The organism is Mesorhizobium sp. M1399, from assembly GCF_040317735.1.
Taxonomy (GTDB): domain Bacteria; phylum Pseudomonadota; class Alphaproteobacteria; order Rhizobiales; family Rhizobiaceae; genus Mesorhizobium.
Genome location: NZ_JAMYKZ010000015.1, coordinates 1 through 19,516, shown reverse-complemented (window position 1 = coordinate 19,516; position 19,516 = coordinate 1). Strand labels below are relative to the sequence as shown.

The following is a 19,516-nucleotide window of genomic DNA, read 5'->3' as shown; positions in this document are numbered from 1 at the left end:
TGGTGCGGAGACGGTCGGCCGGGCCGGGTCCCCCTTTGGACCCGATGCGCTACCGTCGCCGCAGCAGGCTTCTCATCCGGTTGCGCAGCAGGCGCGCCATGTTGCGGGTCTCGCGGTAGAGGTGAAGCTGCGAGGCCGCCTGGCGGGCGGGGCGGTCGGCGTCCGGCGTCAGCCCGATCACCAGCGTGCCCATCGGCTTGCGTTCGCTCCACAGCCGGCTCATCACGGGGTGGTCGGGCACCGCGCAGGAATCGGTCATCATGATGTTGGGGTCGTCGAGATGCTGCCTGGTCACCTCGATCATCAGCAGCGTGCCCGGCGAATAGGCGGCGAGCGTCTCGTCATAGGCGGTCTTCCAGGTATAGGCGACGCCGGCCTCGACGAAGACGACCAGGCAGGCGATGGTGCGGCCGTCGAGCGTCAGCGAATGGATGCGGCAAAGATCCTGCTCGGCCAGCCGGTGCACCGCCTCGCGGGCGAAGGCGGCGCGGTAGCGGTCGATGGCCATGGCGGTGCGCTCGCGGCCTTTCCAGCCGGCGGCCTCCAATGTCAGGAAATTTTCGATGGCGTGGCGGATCTCGTCGGGCCCGCGCGCCACGACATGCTCCAGCCGGCCGAGGTCGGCGAGGCGGCGCTTCAGGCGGCGAAACTCGCGATAATGGTGGGCGCGCAGCGAAGCCTTCAGATACGCCTCGCCGTCGAGCTCGCTTTCGAGCACCGGGCGGTCGGCCTTGCCGGTGGTGACCAGCGTCAGGCCGCGCGTCTCGGCGACGCTGGCGAGCAGGCTCGCCACCGGACCATCCAGCCTTATGTCGGGCAGCACGAAGACCTTCGGCAGCTTGAGATGCGGCCTGGACAGCATCGAGAAGAAATCCTCGATGACGCCGATCGGATCGTCGCGATCGACCAGCGGCGTGCCGATCGGGCCGAACGGGCTCGACCAGGTGCGCATGACGGGAATCCCGAGCGGCACCATCGGCCGCTCGACCGAGAACGGCACCAGCAGGCGCAGCCGGTTGCGATACTGGTCGCCGTCGCGGATGACCGCCAGCCGCACCTCGCGGTCCTCGAGCCTCGGCATGGCCGGAGCCAGGAAGCGCGGATTGAAGAAGACGTTCGGCTCGATCGTGCGGGTGCAGAGATAGTCGAGCTCCTCGACCAGGTCGAAGCCGGCGGAGGCCGGATAGATGGCAAGCTTGCGCTCGGGCCGGTTGTTGGCGAGGATCTCGACATGGGCGGGATCGGCTTCGCGCGCAAGCCCGGCAAGGCCGGACACCATGGCGCCGGCCGGGCCGCCGCTGGTTTCCTCGAGCAAGGGGACGGCAGCCATCAGGCGGCTCCTTTGGCGGGCACGAAAATGACCATGGCGATGCCGAGCTTGCGCCAGACCGTGAAGGACAGCGCGCCGGCCTCGAAGATCATGGCGAAGACGGTGGCCATCGCTGCGCCCCACAGACCGAAGAGCGGGATCAGCACGACGCTGAGCGCGATGTTGAAGGCCAGCGTCATGGCGTAGACGGCGGCGCAGATGTTCTGGTTGCCGCTCATGGTGAGCAGGCTTTCGCAAGGGCCGACGGCGGCCCGGGCGACGACGCCGAACACCAAAAGGAACAGCAGCGGATAGCCGGCGGCAAATTCCGGGCCGAACAAGGTCAGCATCGGCTCGCCCAGGGCCAGCACCAGCAGCGCCATCGCCAGCGACGGCCAGAACGTCCACGACACGGTTTCGCGGGCGAAGGCGGCGAGCTTGTGCGGCTCGCCATGGGTGAACTGCGCATAGCGCTGGGCAACGCCGGCCTTGACAGCGAAATAGACGAAATGCACCAGCGCCAGCGTCTTGACGGTGGCGAAATAGACGGCGACGTCGTTGGGTTCGAGATAGGCGCCGACCATCAGCACGTCGGCATTGGTGAGCAGGAAGAAGAAGCTCTCGACCAGGAAGATCGGCAGCGAGACGATGAACCATTGGCCGAAATGCAGCTTCATCGGCCCGGCCGGGATCCGTCTGTCCATCCGCGAGGTGACGCCGATGAGCTGGCCGAGCGTGGTGGCGTAGGTGGCGGCGATTGCGGCAAAGATCGCCGTTTTGGCATCGGGCGCGTAGCCCGCCAGCAGCATCAGCGCCATGAACGCCAGAATCAGCAGCGGCCGCACCAGAAATGTCGGCGACAGCGCAAACAGCGCCCAGGAATTGGCGCGCGCCAGCCCTTGCAGAAGATCGGACATGGCGATCATCGGCAGGCAGATGATGCCGAGGATGAACGGCACGACATAATAGTCTTCGATAAAGGGCGACAGCAGCCAGACGCCGAGCGCGCCGAGCCCGGCGATCGCCGTGGAGGCAACCAGCACGAACAGCCGGCTGGCCTGCACGATGCCGCGCAATTCGGCCAGCATGCCACGCTCGCGATATTCGGGAATGAAGCGGATGACCGAGGTGTGGAAGCCAAGGCAGGCGAGGTTGCCGACGATGACCATCGTTACCCAGACGAGGACGAAAATGCCGTATTCGAACGAGCCCATCCAGCGCGCCATCAAGACCTGGCTGACGAAGGCGATGACGGCGCTGACGATGCGGACCGAAAAGGCGATCAGCGACATGCGGCCGGCTTCGCCGCGCTCGCCGGCGCTGAACAGCACGGCATCGATCAGGCCAAGCAGCGGCCGTATGCGCAGCGCAAAGCGCTGCGGCAGGAACCGCCCGGCTGTCGTCGCCGCGGAAAAGCGCACCCCGATCACACTCCGTTTTCCGCTTCTTTTCTGGCTATGCGTGTAGCGAAAACACATTAAGAAACGGTTGGGTGGGTGTTCCTTCGCCCCGTTCACGGGGAGAAGGTGCCGGCAGGCGGATGAGGGGCGGCGCGCTGCTTCATATTCATCATTCGCGCAACCCTTCACCCTGCTCTTTAGTGTCTCAGTTTGAAATACGCGGAAACGCCTATCTCGTTTGCCCCATATGCGAAAACGCCTATATGCTTAGCGGAACGCATGGCAGCAACAATGGTCTACACTGTCATTTGGTATGGAAGGCAGGGCATCGTCGACAAGGTGATCTTCGACGACGAGAAGACCGCGAAAGATCATGCAACCTCCATGTTCCAAACCCGAAAGGGTGACGATGGAATCGTGTCCGTTGAAGTTCGTAAGGACAACGGCGCTGTCGTCTTTAGCCATGCGGAGAACTAAGAATGCCAACCGGACCTAAAGGCCAGGAAGGATGTTCTGGCACCACTTACCAGCTCACAAAGAAGCTCATCAAGATCGTTGCCGAGGTTATCAGCCATGGGCGTTATGTCGCCTTCCAGATGCGGAGGTCGCTATCCCGAGGCAACTCTTCACCGACATCCTGCGGCTGATCGCGGAACTCCGGCCATCGCCCCATCCATCACCGGCGTGACCGGCCCGGTTGTCATGCGTTTCAGCAAAACAAGGGGAGAACTATGCCTTGAAGAAAGCGAAATCGACATCCTCGGCCAGCAGCGGGCAGACATCACGGCTTTGGCGGATCACCAACGCCATTTTTGCCGGGGTCTGATCTTGCAACTGGTGCCAGTTTGCGCAAACCTCAGTCTCAACAGAACGGTAATCCGGTGGATGCCTGATTACCTGAATCTGGGAGGGGCGAAGTGTTAGGCGAGCCCATTACCGTTCTGATGGTCAATGAGTATCCTGACTACATTGATGCACAAGTGTGGGCTGCTGAGCTGAAAACCCGTGTGCCGCAGCTGGAGTTCAGGCTTTGGCCAGACGCCGGGAACAAAAGTGACATAGATATTGTGCTGATCGACAAGGGCGCCAGTCCTGGCTTTTTTGATGCCATGACGGGGCTAAGCGCCGTCGTCTATTTGGGAGCCGGTGTCGAGGGTATTGATCTTCAGAGCTTTCCCAAGAGTGTTCCGCTCATCAGGCTCGCAACGCGTGAGCAGGCTTCGGAAGTGGTGCAGTACATCGTCCTTCGCGTTCTCTGCCAGCAACGGCATGTTGCGGATTACATGAGTCTACAAGCCCGCAAGTTGTGGAATCCGATCGCGCCGCGGAAGATCTCCGAGACAAGAATAGTTGTGCTTGGTGCGGGCCGGATCGGTGGCTGGGCCGCAAAGCTGTTTGCGGACTTTGGCTACGACACAGCAGTCTGGTCTCGTCATCAAAAGACGCTTCCTGGCATACACAGTTACTTTGGCCGTGCCCAGCTTGCGGGCGCACTCACAAGTCGGGACTACGTTATCTGTTCACTTCCCCTGACTGGTGAGACTCGTGGGATACTGAACTTGAGTGCCTTTGGAAAAATGAAGCGAGGTGCCTACCTTGTGAATGTCGGCAGGGGCGCGCATGTCAACGAAGCCGACCTGATCCGCGCTCTCGACGAAGGTCAGCTTTCTGGTGCTTGTCTTGACGTGTTTGAGCGTGAACCGCTGGAGGCTTCATCGCCGTTGTGGACTCATCCCAAGGTGACCGTCACACCTCATGTCGCGAGCTTCTGGGTGGATTCTGGAATCGACCAGGCCGCCGATCTCTGCGGTCAAGTCGCCAGAGGAGAGCCTCTGTCCAACAAGATCGACCTCGAACGGGGTTATTGAATCAAAGTAGTGTCTTTACCCACTTTAGCAGGTTCCGATCTTCATGAAGCGCGGACATCAGCGCGTGCGTCACCCGGCTATTAGATTTCAAACTCAAACACCACCGCCGGTCGAGATACAGAAAATTCGAAATGCGTATTTTGGTGTCGGCGGGACACCGCCCCCCTCTGGCCTGCCGGCCATCTCCCCCTCAGGTGGGGAGATTGGCTAGTCGCAGACGTCCGTGCCGCCCCGCCTTAGGGCACCTTCTCCCCATCACGGGGAGAAGGAAAGCGCAGCCTTACGCAAACGCCCCATGACAGTGCTTGTACTTCTTGCCCGACCCGCACGGGCAGGCCTCGTTGCGGCCGACCTTGCCCCAGGTTGCCGGGTTCTTCGGGTCGCGGTCTTCGGGGGCGACGATGGCGTTGCTTTCCTGGCGGACCAGCACGGCCGTCTCGCCGCCGTCGAAATCGTCTTCGCCGGTGCTGCCGTCGATATGGCTGCCGAACATGTCAGGGGCCTCGGGCGGCGGCGCGTCCGCCGCCTGGCGGACCAGCTCGACGCGCATCAATTGCGCGGTGACGGCCTGGCGCAGATTGCCCAGCATCGCCTGGAACAGCTCGAACGCCTCGCCCTTGTACTCCTGCAGCGGATCGCGCTGGGCATAGCCGCGGAAGCCGACGACCGAGCGCAGATGGTCGAGATTGACGATGTGCTCGCGCCACAGATGGTCGAGCGTCTGCAGCACCACGGAGCGCTCGACATAGGTCATCACGTCGGGGCCGAAGCGCTCGGCGCGCTCCTTGGCGGCGGCTTCGGCAGCCTGGCTGACGCGCTCGCGGATGTCGTCCTCGGCAATGCCTTCTTCTTTGACCCAGTCCTCGACCGGCAGATCGAGATTGAGGAATTCGGCGATCTCGGCCTTGAGCCCGGCGACGTTCCACTGCTCGGCATAGGCGTTTTCGGGAATGTTCTTGGCGACGATCTCCTCGATGACGCCTTCGCGCATCTCGGTGATGGTCTCGGACAAGCCTTCGCCGTCCATCAGCTCGATGCGCTGCTCGAACACCACCTTGCGCTGGTCGTTCGAGACGTCGTCATATTTCAACAGGTTCTTGCGGATGTCGAAGTTGCGCGCCTCGACCTTCTTCTGCGCCTTTTCCAGCGCCTTGTTGATCCACGGATGGATGATTGCCTCGTCTTCCTTGAGGCCGAGTTTCTGCAGCATGCCGTCCATGCGCTCGGAGCCGAAGATGCGCATCAGGTCGTCCTGCAGCGACAGGAAGAATTTCGAGCGGCCGGGATCGCCTTGGCGGCCCGAGCGGCCGCGCAACTGGTTGTCGATGCGGCGCGATTCATGGCGTTCGGTGGCGAGCACATAAAGACCGCCGGCGGCGAGTGCCTTTTCCTTCAGCCGGGCGATGTCGTCGCGGATGTCCTTTTCCCTGGCCTCGCGCTCGGGGCCGGCCGGCATGTCGCCAAGCTCCTCGGCAATGCGCATGTCGGCATTGCCGCCGAGCTGGATGTCGGTGCCGCGGCCGGCCATGTTGGTGGCGATGGTGATGGCGCCCGGTTTGCCCGCCTGGGCGACGATCGCCGCCTCGCGCTCGTGGTGGCGGGCGTTCAGCACCTCGAAATCCTTGAAACCTTCCTTGCGCAGGCGTTCAGCCAGTTGCTCCGACTTCTCGATGGAAGTCGTGCCGACCAGCGTCGGCTGGCCCTTGGCGCGGGCTTCCTTGATCTCCTTGACGATCGCCTTGTATTTCTCCTCTACCGTCCGGTAGACCTCGTCGTCCTCGTCAATGCGGATGACCGGCAGGTTGGTCGGGATCTCGGTGACGTCGAGATTGTAGATGTTGGCGAATTCCTCGGCCTCGGTCAGCGCCGTGCCGGTCATGCCGGCCAGCTTCTTGTAGAGGCGGAAATAGTTCTGAAAGGTGACCGAGGCGAGCGTCTGGTTCTCCGGCTGGATCGCCACATGCTCCTTGGCCTCGAGCGCCTGGTGCAGGCCTTCCGAATAGCGGCGGCCGGGCATCATGCGGCCGGTGAACTCGTCGATGATGACGATCTCGCCGTTGCGGACAATATAGTCCTTGTCCCTCTGGAACAGCCGGTGCGCCTTCAGCGCGTTGTTGACGTGATGGACGATGGCGACATTCTCGACGTCGTAGAGCGACTCGCCCTTGAGCAGGCCGGCATCGCGCAGCATGTTCTCCAGCTTCTCGGTGCCTTCTTCGGTGAAGATCGAGGTCTTCTGCTTCTCGTCGATCTCGTAGTCCTGCGGCTGCAGCTGGATGATGAAGGTGTCGATGGTGTTGTACATTTCCGAACGGTCCTCGAGCGGACCGGAAATGATCAGCGGCGTGCGGGCTTCGTCGACCAGGATGGAATCGACTTCGTCGACGATGGCGTAGCTGTGACCGCGCTGCACCATCTGGGCGCGCTCGTATTTCATGTTGTCGCGCAGATAGTCGAAGCCGAGCTCGTTGTTTGTGGCGTAGGTGACGTCGGCGGCGTAGGCGACGCGGCGCTCCTCGTCGGACAGGCCGTGGACGATGACGCCGACCTTGAGGCCGAGGAATTTGTAGACGCGGCCCATCCATTCGGAGTCGCGCGTGGCCAGGTAATCGTTGACGGTGACGACATGGACGCCATTGCCGGCGAGCGCGTTAAGGTAGACCGGCAGCGTCGCCACCAGCGTCTTGCCTTCGCCGGTGCGCATCTCGGCGATGCCGCCATTGTGCAGCACCATGCCGCCGATCAGCTGCACGTCGAACGGCCGCATGCCGAGCACGCGGCGGGCGGCCTCGCGCACGGTAGCGAAGGCCGGCACCAGAAGGTCGTCGAGGCTGGCGCCGTTGGCGATGTCCTGGCGGAATTTGTCGGTGCGGGCCTGAAGCTCGGCGTCGGAAAGCGCCCGCATCTCGTTTTCCATGGCATTGATCGCCTCGACGCGCGGCCGGGTCGATTTGACCCGACGATCGTTGGAGGAGCCGAAAACCTTACGGGCGAGACCGCCGAGACTGACCATCCAATGGCCCTTTCGATAGCATTCCAAGTCATTGCGACGGGCGCCGGCCGGCCCCCATCAAATCCGCGTGAACGCGGACAAACGCAAAAAGCGCCCGGAAAACGGTTCTGGACGCAAAGTCGTTGGACAGATAAGAGGGGGCTCATTCGATGTCAACGCCGCGCTCGCCCTGTCGACCGCGCCAAATTCCGCCACAATCCTGCTGGTCTGGAAGCCATTCCGCTCTAGCTACCCCGCTTTGGAGATAATCGTAATGTCTGTATTGTTCCGCCGCGCGTCGCTCGCCAGCCTTGGTCTGGCATTCGGGCTGTCGGCCCTCTCGCTGTCGCCGTTGATGGCGCAGGAAGCCGCCCCTGCCCAGCCGGCGGCACCCGCCCCGGCGGCCAAGCCGGTCGATCCGAACGCCGTGGTCGCCACCATCAACGGCCAGACGCTGACCGAGGCAGACCTTGGGCTTGCCGAGGGCGAGCTGTCGCAGCAGTTCGCGCAGCTTCCGCCCGAGCAGCGCCGCGCCGCGGCGCTGTCGGCGGCGATCGAAATCCGCGTGATGGCGGCCCAGGCGGTGACCACCGGCCTCGACAAGGATCCCGACTTCCAGCGCCGCATGGCATTCCTGCAGCAGCGCGCGCTGCATGGCGAAATGGTCGAGAAGGGCGTCGTCGACAAAGTTACCGATGCCGAGGTCCGCGCCCGCTACGACCAGGAAATCGCCAACACGCCGCCCACCAACGAGGTGCACGCCCGTCACATCCTCGTGAAGACGAAGGAAGAGGCGGACGCCATCATCAAGCAGCTCGACGGCGGTGCCGATTTCCAGAAGCTTGCCAACGAGCACACCAGCGATCCGAGCGGCAAGACCAGCGGCGGCGATCTCGGCTGGTTCGGGCCTGGCCAGATGGTGCCGGAATTCGACAAGGCGGCGTTTGCGCTGGCGGTCGGCAAATACACCGAGCAGCCGGTACAGTCGCAGTTCGGCTGGCACGTCATCAAGGTCGAGGACAAGCGCACCAAGCAGCCGCCGGCCTTCGACGAGGTCAAGGACCAGGCCCGCCAGGCGGTCATCCGCGACAAGTATTTCGCGCTGGTCAAGTCGCTGCGCGCCAACGCCAAGGTCGACATCCCCGATGCCAACCTGAAGAAGACGGTCGACGCACTGGAAAGCGCGAAATAGGCCAGATTGAGCTACGACAGGGCGCGCTGCCGCCCTGTCGCTTCTATTTGGTAGGGCGAACGATGATGCGTCGACGCCGCCGCCGGACCGCCGTGGCATCGCCGGCATCGCCAGCGACGATGCCTTTCAAGACATAGCCGACCGCCCTGTGCAGCGTCGCTTCGTCCTCGTCGAGGCGGTTCGTCAGAAGATGCGTCCAGGCGTACGAGGCGATCAGGTCGGCGACGACAGTGGCATCGACATCGGCTGCCACCTCTCCCCTTGCCTTGGCGCGTTCGACCATCTGGCCGGTGTGGACACGACGGCCTCTCGCGTATTCGGCAAGGGCGGCGGCCGCTTTTTCGTCCGACTGCGCCTCGGCAATCAGCGATCTGAACACGCTGCCCGACGATGTGTCGCGCCAGTGCGCAAACAAGCTCTTCAGGAAGCCGACGAGGTCCTGCTCAAGGTTCCCGGTGTCGGGATTGTCGACACGCTTTTGCCGCTGGTAGACGTCGAGCAGCAGAGCGGCCTTGCTTGGCCACCAGCGATAGATCGTCGGTTTTCCGGCGCGCGCCCGCCGCGCCACCGCCTCGATGGAGAAGCCGGAATAGCCGGCTTCGACCAGTACCGCTTCGGCGGCATCGAGAATGGCATCGGCGCTTTCGGGGCTGCGCCGTGCGCCGGCTGATTTGCGCCCGGGATCGGTGGTTTCGCCCATCTCGTCTTCCTTGCCGATGATCTCAGCAGCCATCATACACAGCCCCTTGACGAAACGAAACGATCCGTTTCATATGTAACGGAACGTTCCGTAACGATAAGGAGAACAGCAATGACCTCGACTGTCGCCACGCGTTTTTCGCGCTTGCGCTTCGCCCTGCTGGTGCTGCTCGGCGTCTACCCGCTGATCACTGCCATTTTGTACATGGTTTTTCCGCTGACCAAGGAGTGGCAAATCTGGCAGCGTACACTGGTCATCGCGCCGCTGATGGTCTCGATCATGATCTGGGGACTGATTCCGGGCGTGCAGCGGGCGTTTCGCGGGTTCATTAACCCAGCGGTCCGGTGATGTTCATTCCAGCGCCTGCGACGTTTCCGACGCAACGCGCCACTCGCCGTCGGCCAGCACGAGTTCCAGCATGACCCGTGCCTTGCCGGTCAGCCGCTGCGCCGAGTGGTCCTTCGGCACATAATCGTAGGTCATGGCGAAAACCGCATCGGCGCGGTCCTTGCCGTGCGGCGTCACCTCAAGGCTGCCGGGCTCAAGACCGAACGACCACGACGCCCATTGCGCGAACCAGTCAGTCTTGACCTTGACGATGGCCTCGCTGTCGTAGCGCGTGCCGTAGATGGTGGCCGACGCACCGTAAAGCCGCTTGACGGTCTCGCGCATCGCCTTGGCATCAGGCGCCAGATAGTCGTGGCGCAGAAACTGCTCGATGGCGCCCTTGTCGCCGACGGAGCGTTCGAGCGCTGCGACCTCAGACGCGGGCGCCGGGGTGACGGCCGGTTTCGGTTGCTGGGCACTGTCTCCGCCCGGCACAAATTCGAAACGCTCGAGCAGCGATCCCTGCTCCCAGGGACGCTGCGCCTCGCGCGTTGCGGAAACGACATCGCGGCGCACCGCGATCATCATGTCGTTGATGCTCTGTCCGGGCTCCGCCATATGCCGCAAAAGTGCCGCCGCAAAGGGCGAGTTGCGCCCCGTCCCGTCCATTGCCACAGCGCCGGGCGCCGTCGAGAAGGCAATGAATGAACCGCGTGTCGACTGGAACTGGGCGAGGCCGGCGAGAGCCGTCGCCGAGCGCGTCGTGGCGCTGCGGCTGAGACTTCGCGCAAACGGGTTGTTGCGGCAGGCATCGAGGAAGACCAGGCTGACCTTGGTCTGCTGCTCCATGATGTCGAGGACCTCGTCGATCGGCACGGCCTCGAGCTGGAGCTTGACCGGCATGTCCAGCCTGGCGTCGACCGGCACGATGAAGTTGCGCCCGTCGACCTGCAGGCCGTGGCCGGCATAGTAGAACAGCCCGGCACCGGCGCCCTGCAGCGCATCGGAGAATTCGCCGATCTTGCGTTCGAGCTCGCGCTTGCCGAGATCGTTGCCTTCGATCACTTCGAAACCGATGGCGCGCAGCTTGTCGGCAATGTCGAGCGCATCGTTGACGGGATTGGCCAGCGTGCCGGCTTTGGCGTAGCTGCCGTTGCCGACCACAAGCGCCACGCGCCGCGCCGTCTGCGCATCCGCGCGCAGCAGCAGAAAGCCCAGAAACGCCAGTGCCAAGACCACAAGCCTGCCCATGGGGCAGGATCATAGCGCTATCGGCCGCAGCGATGCCAACAAATTTGCAACAGCCCTGCTTGCGGCATGAGGCAGTGTCAGGCGTCCGGCACCCGTAACGGCTGTGAAAACGGCTTGCGCCGACGCGCGCTATCGGGCAAACCGGCGTTCCTTTCGCGATTTTCCCGCCCGGGGTCTTCCATGTCCGCACAGGTTTCGCCGCTCGCGCCGAAGAAATATGCCAAGATGCCGACCATCGAGGGCGTGCGCATCGCCACCGCCGAGGCCGGCATAAAATACAAGAACCGTACCGATCTGCTGGCCATGGTGTTCGACGCCGGCACCACCGTCGCCGGGGTGTTCACCAGGTCGAAATGCCCCTCGGCGCCGGTCGACTTCTGCCGGCAAAACCTCACGGCGGGCAAGGCGCGCGTTCTGGTCGTCAATTCCGGCAATGCCAATGCCTTTACCGGCCAGAAGGGCCGCGCTTCGACCGCACTCACGGGCGAGGCGGCGGCGAAGGCGGCCGGCTGCACGCCAGGCGAGGTGTTCCTGGCCTCGACCGGCGTCATCGGTGAACCGCTCGATACTGGTAAGTTCAGCCACCTGCTGGCCGGGCTGATCAAGGACGGCAAGCCGGAATTATGGACCGAAGCCGCCAAGGCAATCATGACCACCGACACCTATCCCAAACTGGCGACCGCGACGGTCAAGCTCGGCAATGCCGACGTCACCATCAACGGCATCGCCAAGGGCGCGGGGATGATCGCGCCCGACATGGCGACGATGCTTTCCTTCATCGCCACCGATGCGCCGATCGCAGCACCGGCGCTGCAGGATCTCTTGTCGCGCGGCACGGCCAAGACCTTCAACGCGGTCACCGTCGACAGCGACACCTCGACCAGCGACACGCTGCTGATGTTCGCCACAGCTGCTGCCGCCAGGCGTGGCGCGCCGGCGATTTCCGACCCCAAGGATGCGCGCCTCGGCGCGTTCCGCCGTGCCCTCGGCAAGGTGTTGAAGTCGCTGGCGCTACAGGTGGTGCGCGACGGCGAGGGCGCCCGCAAGCAGGTCGAGGTCACCGTCACCGGGGCCAAATCGGCCCGCTCGGCCAAGCGCATCGCGCTGTCGATCGCCAATTCGCCGCTGGTCAAGACGGCAGTCGCCGGCGAGGACGCCAATTGGGGCCGTGTCGTCATGGCCGTCGGCAAGGCCGGCGAACCGGCCGACCGCGACCTTCTGTCGATCTGGTTCGGCGACAACCGCCTGGCATATCAGGGCGAGCGCGACGCCGCCTATTCCGAAGCGGCGACTTCGGCGTATATGAAGCGCGACGAGATCCGCATCCGCGCCGATATCGGCATCGGCCGCGGCAAGGCGACGGTGTGGACCTGCGATCTCACCAAGGAATATGTCGCCATCAATGGCGATTATCGGAGCTGATGACATTGGCTTCCAGACATCCGGCAAGCGTGTTGGCGATCGTGCGCCGCTACGAGGCGGCTGGCTTTCGCGCCTGGCCGGCGGCCGCCGTCCATTATGACGGCACCTGGGTCGTGCGGCTGACGGCCGGCCATCCGGCCAAGCGGCTGAATTCGGTCAATCCGCTCGATCCGGGCGACATCCAGCACATTGCCGAGCGCATCGGCCGCGCCAGCCGTCGCTTCGACGCCTATGGCAGGCCGCTGACCTTTCGCGTCTCGCCGCTGTCTGGGCCGGATCTCTCAAAGTACCTCGACGGCGAGGGCTGGAGCACATTCGCGGAGTCGCTGGTCATGCGGCTGCCGCTGGCGGACGCCATGCTCGACGACGCCATGGACCAGATTCCGTTGAAGGACATCAGCCGTTTCATCGGCGCAGCGCTCAAGGTGAGCGGTTCGGACGTGTCGCTACGGCCCGGCCTGTCGGAGATCATTGGCGCCATCCAGCCGGAGGCCGGGCTGTTTGCGCTGGAGAACGGCAGCGAGCCGCTGGCAACGTTGATCTGCGTGCATGACGGCGACCTTGCCGGGCTGTTCGAGATCGCCACCGACAGATCGGTGCGCAACCAGGGCCATGGCCGCCACCTCATCCGATCGGCGCTGAAATGGGCGCGACTGCGCGGGGCGCGGGAAGCCTGGCTGCAAGTCGAGGCGGACAACGCGCCGGCGCTGGCGCTTTACCGTTTGCTCGGATTCGACGAAGTCTATCGCTATCACTATCGCCGGCCACAAGGCGCATGAGCGGCTCAGACACGGTCGGCAAGCGCCTGCTCCTGGTTGCGGCCTGCGCGCTAGTCGATGCCGACGGGCGCGTGCTTTTGGCGCAGCGGCCCGAAGGCAAGCAACTCGCCGGCCTATGGGAGTTTCCGGGCGGCAAGGTCGAGCCCGGCGAAACGCCGGAACAATGCCTGATCCGCGAACTGTATGAGGAGATCGGCATCGAGACCGATATCCCTTGCCTGGCACCACTCACCTTTGCCAGCCATTCCTACGATGATTTTCACCTGCTGATGCCGCTGTTCGTCTGCCGTCGCTTCCGCGGCATTGCCCAGCCGAAGGAACGGCAGGTGCTGAAATGGGTGCGGCCGCGCCAGATGCGCGATTTTCCAATGCCGCCGGCCGATGCCCCGCTGATCCAGTTCCTCATCGATCTGCTGTAACGGCCGATCTCCCGTAAACCGGGCAGCTCCGCGAAGCGATATCAGCAGCGTTAATGAAAGATTTATCTGGCCGTGAAAAATTGACGCAAAGCGGTTACGCCGATTCCACCGCTGGGGAGCGATTTGCATGAGCTTCGACAAGGACTGGGACTTGCCTTGGCCCGATCGCCTTCCTGGCGCCGCCAATGCTGGCATGGGAATATTGCGCATCGCCCTTTTGTTCGGCTCGGCCGCGGTGGCTCTGGCCTTGATCGCGACACCCTACCTCGACAGCCGGACCCGATCGCAGTTTGCCCGCGATGGGCTTGATACAATGAGCACCGGCTCGATCGGCCAGCGCGACAGCTATACGCTGCGCAAGAGCGTGCTGCAGCCGCTGCCCAGTTCGGTTTGCGTCATTCGGGCCGATGGCAGAAGCAGCGGTGACTGCTGACGTCCTCAACAGATATCTGAAGCGCGTCGCGTTCGACCGGCCTCGTGCGACGCGCTTATGTTTCGATGCATGTCGTTATCGCAAAACCGCTGCACACTTTTGCGCGACATGCATTGGAATGCAGCTGTTTCACCGCGCGTTAAGCCTGTCACGTTAACCTTTCTTAACGGGTCGGCGCTAGGTTCCGGCAAGAGGGATGGGCGCCCATGAAAATCTTGCTGCAACGATTTTTAGAAGACGAGAGGGGTGCGACGGCTATCGAATATGGTTTGATCGTGGCCGTGCTGTCGCTTGCCATTGTCACAGGCATCGGCCAGGCTGCCGGTGCGATCGAGTGGCTGTTCAGCGACAACAGCAGCAGGCTTGCCAACGCATTTGCGCAGTGATTCGCTCGGCTGTTGCGCAGGGCTACGCCTAGCTTTTGCGCAGGGATATGCTCAGGGGCCGCCGGGGTTTTCCAGGATCGTCTTCAGCGATATTTTTGCGGAGCCCGGCTTCAGCGGTTTTTGCTGAGAGGCATCGGGCGCCCAGCCTGACATCCAGACCACCGAGAAACTCGCCCTGACGCGGCCATCGGCGTCCGAAAACCGCTCCGCATAGATTTCGGCGGCGCGCGCGAACAGCGCTCGGGTGCCCGGCCGTCTGCTGCGGTCGACAAGCGCGCTGGTCTCGCCCATTGCGCGCAGGTCGGCGACCAGGCCAAAGAGGGAATCGTAGCGCACCGTAATCGTCTCGACGTCGGCAACCGGCAGCGCCAAGCCGGCGCGCTGCAGCAGCACGCCGGCGTCGCGGACATCGGTGAACGGGATCACACGCGGGCTGGCGCCGCCGTAGAGCTCGGTCTCGGCGGCAAGCAGGCTTTCGCGCAGTTCGGAGAGCGTGCCTATGCCGGCGAAGGCGCCGAGGAAAAGCCCGTCCGGCTTTAGCGCCCGGCGGATCTGCACCAGCATGCCGGGAATGTCGTTCATCGCCTGCAGCGACAGCAGCGAGACAGCAAGATCGAGGCTTTCCGGCTCGAATGGCACGGTTTCCAACGGCGCCACCACTCCTGGCCGGCCGTCGAGGAAAGCGGCGTCGGCCTCGACGCGCACGTTTTCCGCTACCTTGCCGCTTTCTGCGAGCACCTCTGCTGCTGCCGGCGTCTGGCAAAACAATGAGGCCGCCTTGCCGAACTTGCGTTCGACGGCGCCGAGCCGGTCGGCAAGATCCTCGGCCGCCCGCCGCATGAGGAAATCCGCCCCGGCGATAGGGCGGGCCAGTGCCCGACGCTTGTGCGCCAGCCAGAGCGAGGTGTCGATTACAAGCTGCAATGGGCAGGTCCTTGTGCTTCGCTCTCTGATATAGTGATGCGGAGGACCAACCACGTGGCCGATCCCATGCCGGAGATCAAGCGTATTGCGATCAAGAGCATTGCCCGCAAGGCATTGGGCTGGCCGGCGCGCCTGTTGTTCCCGCCGGTCTGCGCCGGCTGCCGCCGCCATGTCTCGCAACCCGGCGTGTTGTGCGGCGCCTGCTGGCCGAAACTCAGGCTGCTGGAACGGCCATGGTGCCCGGTGATGGGCACGCCGTTCACCCACAATATGGGTGAGGGGTTCCTGTCGGCGGAGGCGATAGCCGACCCGCCGCCATTCGAGCGCGCGCGGGCGGCGGTTGCCTATTCCGGCGTTGCCCGCCAGATGGTGCAAGGGCTGAAATACCAGGACCGCACCGATCTGGCGCCGTGGATGGCGCGCTGGATGCTTCGCGCCGGTGCCGAGCTCATCGCCGAGGCCGAGGTGGTCGTGCCGGTGCCGCTGCACTGGCGGCGCTTCTTCAGGCGGCAGTTCAACCAGTCGGCGGAACTGGCGCGGGCGGTGGCGCAGCTCGGCGATCGGCCTTTCGCGCCATCAGCCATCAAGCGCGTCAAACTCACGCGCCAGCAGGTCGGGCTGGAGCGGCGGGAACGCGAGGAAAATGTGCGCGCCGCATTCACAGTGCCTGATGAAGCGGAGATCGAAATCGCCGGCCGCCGGGTGCTGTTGATCGACGATGTCTACACCACCGGCGCCACGGTCCGTGCGGTCGCCAGGGCGTTAAAAAAGGGCGGTGCCGGCGCAGTCGACGTACTGACCTTCGCGCGCGTGCTGCCGGGGGACTTTCGGGCCGACGAATCGGCGCCTATATAGCCTATATGACAGCGGAACGAGGCAGGGTTGCTGACCGATGGTCGATGTGACGATCTACACGCGGATGATGTGCGGCTATTGCACTGCGGCCAAGCGGCTGCTCGACAGGAAGGGTGTCGCCTACACCGAGCACGACGCCTCCTTCTCGCCGGAGCTGCGCCAGGAGATGATCTCCCGGGCTCACGGCCGTTCCACCTTTCCCCAGATATTCATCGGCGACACGCATGTCGGCGGCTCCGACGATCTCCACGAATTGGAGGCGGAAGGACGGCTGGACAGATTGCTCGCCAACGGCTCGGCCAGGTAAGGACATGACGATGACTGGTTTCAAGGCGGCGGCGATCCAGATGCGTTCGGGAACCAGCCCGGAGCGCAATGCGGTCGATCTGGAACGGCTGGTGCGCGAGGCGGCAGGCCTGGGCGCGAGCTACATCCAGACCCCGGAAATGACCGGCGCGCTGATCCGCGACAGCCAAGCCCGGGCCGCTTCGTTCACCTCCGAAGACAAAGACATCATCGTCTCGACGTCGCGGAAGCTGGCCAACGAACTCGGCATCTTCCTGCATATCGGCTCGACCGCCATTCTGCGCGCCGACGGCAAGCTCGCCAACCGCGCACTTCTGTTCGGGCCTGACGGCGCCACGATTGCCACCTATGACAAGATCCACATGTTCGACGTCGATCTCGACAATGGCGAGAGCTGGCGCGAATCCGCCGCTTATGAGCCGGGCACGGAGGCTGTCGTCACCGAAATCGATGGCGCGAAGCTGGGCTTTGCCGTCTGCTATGATCTGCGCTTCCCGCAGCTGTTCCGCGCCGAGGCGCTGGCCGGCGCCGATCTGCTTGCGGTGCCCGCCGCCTTCACCCGCCAGACCGGCGAAGCGCATTGGCATGTGCTGCTCAGGGCGCGCGCCATCGAGAACGGCGCCTATGTCGTCGCCGCCGCGCAAGGCGGAGTGCACGAAGACGGTCGCGAAACCTATGGCCATTCGCTGATCGTCGATCCCTGGGGCCGCATCATCGCCGAAGCAGCGCATGACGAGCCGGCGGTGATCGTCGCCGAAATCGACCCGGCGCAGTCGGTCGCAGCGCGCAAGAAGATACCGAACCTCAAGAACGCACGCGATTTTGCCGTCAACGCCGGTCCGGTGGACGCGCTGCCGCTCAGGGGTGCCGCCTCTTGATCCGCTTTTCCCTGACCTGCGAGCACGAGCACGAATTCGAGGCATGGTTCCGCAGCAACGACGATTTCGACACACAGAAGAAGCGCGGTTTCGTCGATTGCCCGGCCTGCGGCTCGCGTAAGGTCGACAAGGCGCTGATGGCGCCCGCGGTCTCGACCGGGCGCAACCAGGAAAAGATCGCGCTCGCCATGGGCGAGGCCCAGAAGCAGGCGCTGGCGCAATTGAAGGCCATGGCCGAGAAGGTGCGCGAGAACGCCGATTATGTCGGCGACAAGTTTGCCGAGGAAGCGCGCAAAATCCATTTCGGCGAGAGCGATCCGCGCGGCATCTATGGCGAGGCGACGCTGGAGGAGGCCAAGAGCCTCGCCGACGACGGCGTCGAGTTCTTGCCTATTCCCAGCTTCCCGGACGACCGCAACTGATCCGTCAACTTGCCCGGGACATAACGAGGCATCTCCGCCAGGCCGCGCCATGACCGTGAAGGTCGGCGCCGTCCCCAGCGACAGCCGACCGCCGGCGTCGAGGGCGGCGGTGCTGCCGCCCCCTGCACAGGCGTCTGCAGTTTCATGCCGAGCAGCAAGGATGGGCTTCTCGGGTAGTCGTTTCGCTGCTTCTTTCGTGCCCACTGCTTGACGGGCTTGCTTCACTTGACGGGCTTGCTTCCGCATAGCCTGCAAACTGGCGTTCAAGCGCCTTGACCGCACTGCTGCGCCAACCCTCCGCCACGGATTCCGACATGGGATCGGGGAAGATTTCCTCCTCGCCGTTCTCCACGCCGTCCAGGATCGCTCGCGCAACAGACTCCGGAGAGGCCTTCGGGATGTCCAGGCCCCGTGTCATGTCCGTGTCCACGGGGCCGGGAAGGACCCTGTGGACGCTGACACCCCGTCCGGCCAAGAGGGTGCGCAACGACTGTGACAGTGAGAACGAGGCCGCCTTCGAGATCGAGTAAGCCGGACTGAACGGCACGGCAGCAATAGAGGCCAGCGACAGAATGTTGACGATGGCTCCCCGCGACCGGGCCAGCAACGGCAGCAGAGCCTGGGTCACGTCATACGCGCCGAAGAGGTTTACGGCGAGCTGTTGTTCGAGCACGCGACGGTCGCTGAGGTCGTCGAAGGGCGATACGCCGGCATTGTTGATGAGGATATCGAGAGCATCGATTTTCTCGACGGCCTCCCGGATCTGCGCAGCGTTCGTTACATCCATGGTCAGGGACGTCACACGCCGGTCCGGGTGAGCCATGGCTTGGCGGGTTGCGGCATAGACGCGCTTTACGCCTCTGCTCAGGGCTTCCTCGACCAGTGCCCGACCGATGCCCCGATTGGCTCCAGTCACCAGGATAGTTGTGCCTTCGATCTTCATTGCGTCTCTCCTAGTGCTTATCGTTGTGTTCGAGCTCAGTGCACAATCGCGCCGCAACTCAGGCGCGCCGCAACTCAGGTTGGCTACAGTCGCCATTCTCGATACGACTGGTTGGTGAGATGGACTTAGCGCCGGATGTCGAAGCCATGGGAGTGACAAGTGTGACGGGATTCCGATGGACTCGCTGATCACGGCCGCGGCGCATGCGCTCGCGGCGGGCGATCCGCTCGGCGCCTTGAAACGGGTTGCGCTGCGCGACGATGCGCCGGCCCTTGCGTTGCGCGGTATCGCGATGGCGCAGCTTGGCGACCTGAATAGGGCGAAGGTTCTTCTCAAGAGGGCGGCGCACGCATTCAGCCCGAGGGAGGCCGTGGCCCGCGCGAGGTGTATCGTCGCCGAGGCCGAGATCGCGCTCGTCTCGCGCGACCTCGCCTGGCCGGCCAAGGCACTCGACACCGCGCGGGCGACGCTTGAAAAGCATGGCGACCGCGTCAACGCCGCGCATGCGCGCAACCTCGAAGTTCGGCGCCTGCTGCTGATTGGTCATCTAGACGAAGCCGAGCGCAGGCTGGACGGCTTCGATCCCTCGCCGCTGCCGCCGGCATCGCGGGCCGCCCACGAGCTGGCTGTCGCCGGCATCGCCATCCGCCGCTTGCGGACCGGTCCTGCGCGCCCCGCCCCCCCCCCAGCCGGCCGGGCGGGCCGCGGCG

General features: G+C 64.0%; 20 protein-coding genes and 1 pseudogene. 14 read left to right on the top strand and 7 right to left on the bottom strand.

What is annotated here, in order from left to right; genetic code table 11:
- Positions 1–49: 49 nt before the first annotated feature.
- Together NKH05_RS24445 and NKH05_RS24440 are read right to left on the bottom strand one after the other, a co-directional pair.
- Positions 50–1,330, bottom strand: a complete 1,281-nt coding sequence (locus tag NKH05_RS24445; RefSeq protein WP_023721052.1) for a GNAT family N-acetyltransferase — start codon at positions 1,328–1,330, stop codon at positions 50–52.
- Positions 1,330–2,730 (bottom strand): lipopolysaccharide biosynthesis protein, encoded by a 1,401-nt coding sequence (locus NKH05_RS24440; RefSeq protein WP_353026295.1) that lies wholly within the window; start codon positions 2,728–2,730, stop codon positions 1,330–1,332. Before NKH05_RS24440 ends, NKH05_RS24445 begins: the two co-directional genes overlap by 1 nt.
- A 270-nt stretch (positions 2,731–3,000) precedes the next feature.
- Between NKH05_RS24440 and NKH05_RS24435 the strand changes: the two genes are divergently transcribed.
- Both NKH05_RS24435 and NKH05_RS24430 read left to right on the top strand, forming a co-directional pair.
- On the top strand, positions 3,001–3,186 hold the full coding sequence (locus tag NKH05_RS24435; protein WP_031194557.1) for a hypothetical protein: 186 nt from the start codon (positions 3,001–3,003) through the stop codon (positions 3,184–3,186).
- A 440-nt stretch (positions 3,187–3,626) separates the two neighbouring features.
- Positions 3,627–4,577 (top strand): 2-hydroxyacid dehydrogenase, encoded by a 951-nt coding sequence (locus NKH05_RS24430; RefSeq protein WP_156948167.1) that lies wholly within the window; start codon positions 3,627–3,629, stop codon positions 4,575–4,577.
- A gap of 280 nt (positions 4,578–4,857) precedes the next feature.
- On the opposite strand, the gene secA is transcribed toward NKH05_RS24430, so the two are convergent.
- A complete protein-coding gene (gene secA / locus NKH05_RS24425) occupies positions 4,858–7,590 on the bottom strand; it encodes a preprotein translocase subunit SecA (protein WP_023721048.1) in 2,733 nt (910 codons plus the stop codon).
- A gap of 253 nt (positions 7,591–7,843) precedes the next feature.
- On the opposite strand from secA, the gene NKH05_RS24420 reads away from it, so the two are divergent.
- Positions 7,844–8,761: a peptidylprolyl isomerase gene (locus NKH05_RS24420; RefSeq protein WP_352495602.1), complete on the top strand. Its 918-nt coding sequence runs from the start codon at positions 7,844–7,846 to the stop codon at positions 8,759–8,761.
- 43 nt (positions 8,762–8,804) lie between these two features.
- On the opposite strand, the gene NKH05_RS24415 is transcribed toward NKH05_RS24420, so the two are convergent.
- Positions 8,805–9,461: a TetR/AcrR family transcriptional regulator gene (locus tag NKH05_RS24415; protein WP_352483567.1), complete on the bottom strand. Its 657-nt coding sequence runs from the start codon at positions 9,459–9,461 to the stop codon at positions 8,805–8,807.
- A gap of 111 nt (positions 9,462–9,572) precedes the next feature.
- Here NKH05_RS24415 and NKH05_RS24410 point away from each other — a divergent pair, with 111 nt between their 5' ends.
- Positions 9,573–9,809 (top strand): putative antibiotic biosynthesis monooxygenase, encoded by a 237-nt coding sequence (locus tag NKH05_RS24410; RefSeq protein WP_352483537.1) that lies wholly within the window; start codon positions 9,573–9,575, stop codon positions 9,807–9,809.
- 3 nt (positions 9,810–9,812) lie between these two features.
- Here NKH05_RS24410 and NKH05_RS24405 read toward each other — a convergent pair whose 3' ends face one another.
- A complete protein-coding gene (locus NKH05_RS24405) occupies positions 9,813–11,039 on the bottom strand; it encodes a caspase family protein (protein WP_352483538.1) in 1,227 nt (408 codons plus the stop codon).
- A gap of 180 nt (positions 11,040–11,219) precedes the next feature.
- Here NKH05_RS24405 and argJ point away from each other — a divergent pair, with 180 nt between their 5' ends.
- From argJ to NKH05_RS24380, 5 genes are all read left to right on the top strand, one after another.
- Positions 11,220–12,461, top strand: coding sequence for a bifunctional glutamate N-acetyltransferase/amino-acid acetyltransferase ArgJ (argJ, locus tag NKH05_RS24400; RefSeq protein ID WP_352483539.1), 1,242 nt, complete (start codon positions 11,220–11,222; stop codon positions 12,459–12,461).
- Positions 12,461–13,240: a GNAT family N-acetyltransferase gene (locus tag NKH05_RS24395; RefSeq protein ID WP_352483540.1), complete on the top strand. Its 780-nt coding sequence runs from the start codon at positions 12,461–12,463 to the stop codon at positions 13,238–13,240. The genes argJ and NKH05_RS24395 overlap by 1 nt, the downstream gene beginning before the upstream one ends.
- On the top strand, positions 13,237–13,659 hold the full coding sequence (locus tag NKH05_RS24390) for a (deoxy)nucleoside triphosphate pyrophosphohydrolase (protein ID WP_352483541.1): 423 nt from the start codon (positions 13,237–13,239) through the stop codon (positions 13,657–13,659). Before NKH05_RS24395 ends, NKH05_RS24390 begins: the two co-directional genes overlap by 4 nt.
- A gap of 127 nt (positions 13,660–13,786) precedes the next feature.
- Entirely contained in the window at positions 13,787–14,092 is a 306-nt protein-coding gene (locus NKH05_RS24385) for a hypothetical protein (protein ID WP_023721040.1), read from the top strand.
- Positions 14,093–14,298: 206 nt separating this feature from the next.
- Complete coding sequence (locus NKH05_RS24380) at positions 14,299–14,478, top strand: Flp family type IVb pilin (protein ID WP_023721039.1); 180 nt, start codon at positions 14,299–14,301, stop codon at positions 14,476–14,478.
- 51 nt (positions 14,479–14,529) lie between these two features.
- Here the strand turns inward: NKH05_RS24380 and NKH05_RS24375 are convergent, their stop codons facing one another.
- On the bottom strand, positions 14,530–15,402 hold the full coding sequence (locus NKH05_RS24375) for a methyltransferase domain-containing protein (RefSeq protein ID WP_023721038.1): 873 nt from the start codon (positions 15,400–15,402) through the stop codon (positions 14,530–14,532).
- A gap of 54 nt (positions 15,403–15,456) precedes the next feature.
- Here NKH05_RS24375 and NKH05_RS24370 point away from each other — a divergent pair, with 54 nt between their 5' ends.
- The 4 genes from NKH05_RS24370 to NKH05_RS24355 are packed head-to-tail and all read left to right on the top strand — an operon-like array spanning position 15,457 to position 17,863.
- Entirely contained in the window at positions 15,457–16,257 is an 801-nt protein-coding gene (locus NKH05_RS24370; protein WP_352483542.1) for a ComF family protein, read from the top strand.
- Between the two features lie 37 nt (positions 16,258–16,294).
- Positions 16,295–16,564, top strand: coding sequence for a glutaredoxin 3 (grxC, locus tag NKH05_RS24365; protein ID WP_023721036.1), 270 nt, complete (start codon positions 16,295–16,297; stop codon positions 16,562–16,564).
- 10 nt (positions 16,565–16,574) lie between these two features.
- Complete coding sequence (locus NKH05_RS24360; protein ID WP_352483543.1) at positions 16,575–17,441, top strand: carbon-nitrogen hydrolase family protein; 867 nt, start codon at positions 16,575–16,577, stop codon at positions 17,439–17,441.
- Positions 17,438–17,863: a DUF1178 family protein gene (locus tag NKH05_RS24355; RefSeq protein ID WP_352483544.1), complete on the top strand. Its 426-nt coding sequence runs from the start codon at positions 17,438–17,440 to the stop codon at positions 17,861–17,863. The genes NKH05_RS24360 and NKH05_RS24355 overlap by 4 nt, the downstream gene beginning before the upstream one ends.
- Positions 17,864–18,005: 142 nt before the next feature.
- Here NKH05_RS24355 and NKH05_RS24350 read toward each other — a convergent pair whose 3' ends face one another.
- Complete coding sequence (locus NKH05_RS24350) at positions 18,006–18,806, bottom strand: SDR family NAD(P)-dependent oxidoreductase (RefSeq protein WP_352483545.1); 801 nt, start codon at positions 18,804–18,806, stop codon at positions 18,006–18,008.
- 175 nt (positions 18,807–18,981) lie between these two features.
- Here NKH05_RS24350 and NKH05_RS24345 point away from each other — a divergent pair.
- Positions 18,982–19,516 (top strand): annotated as a pseudogene (locus NKH05_RS24345) (helix-turn-helix domain-containing protein); the annotation flags it as partial.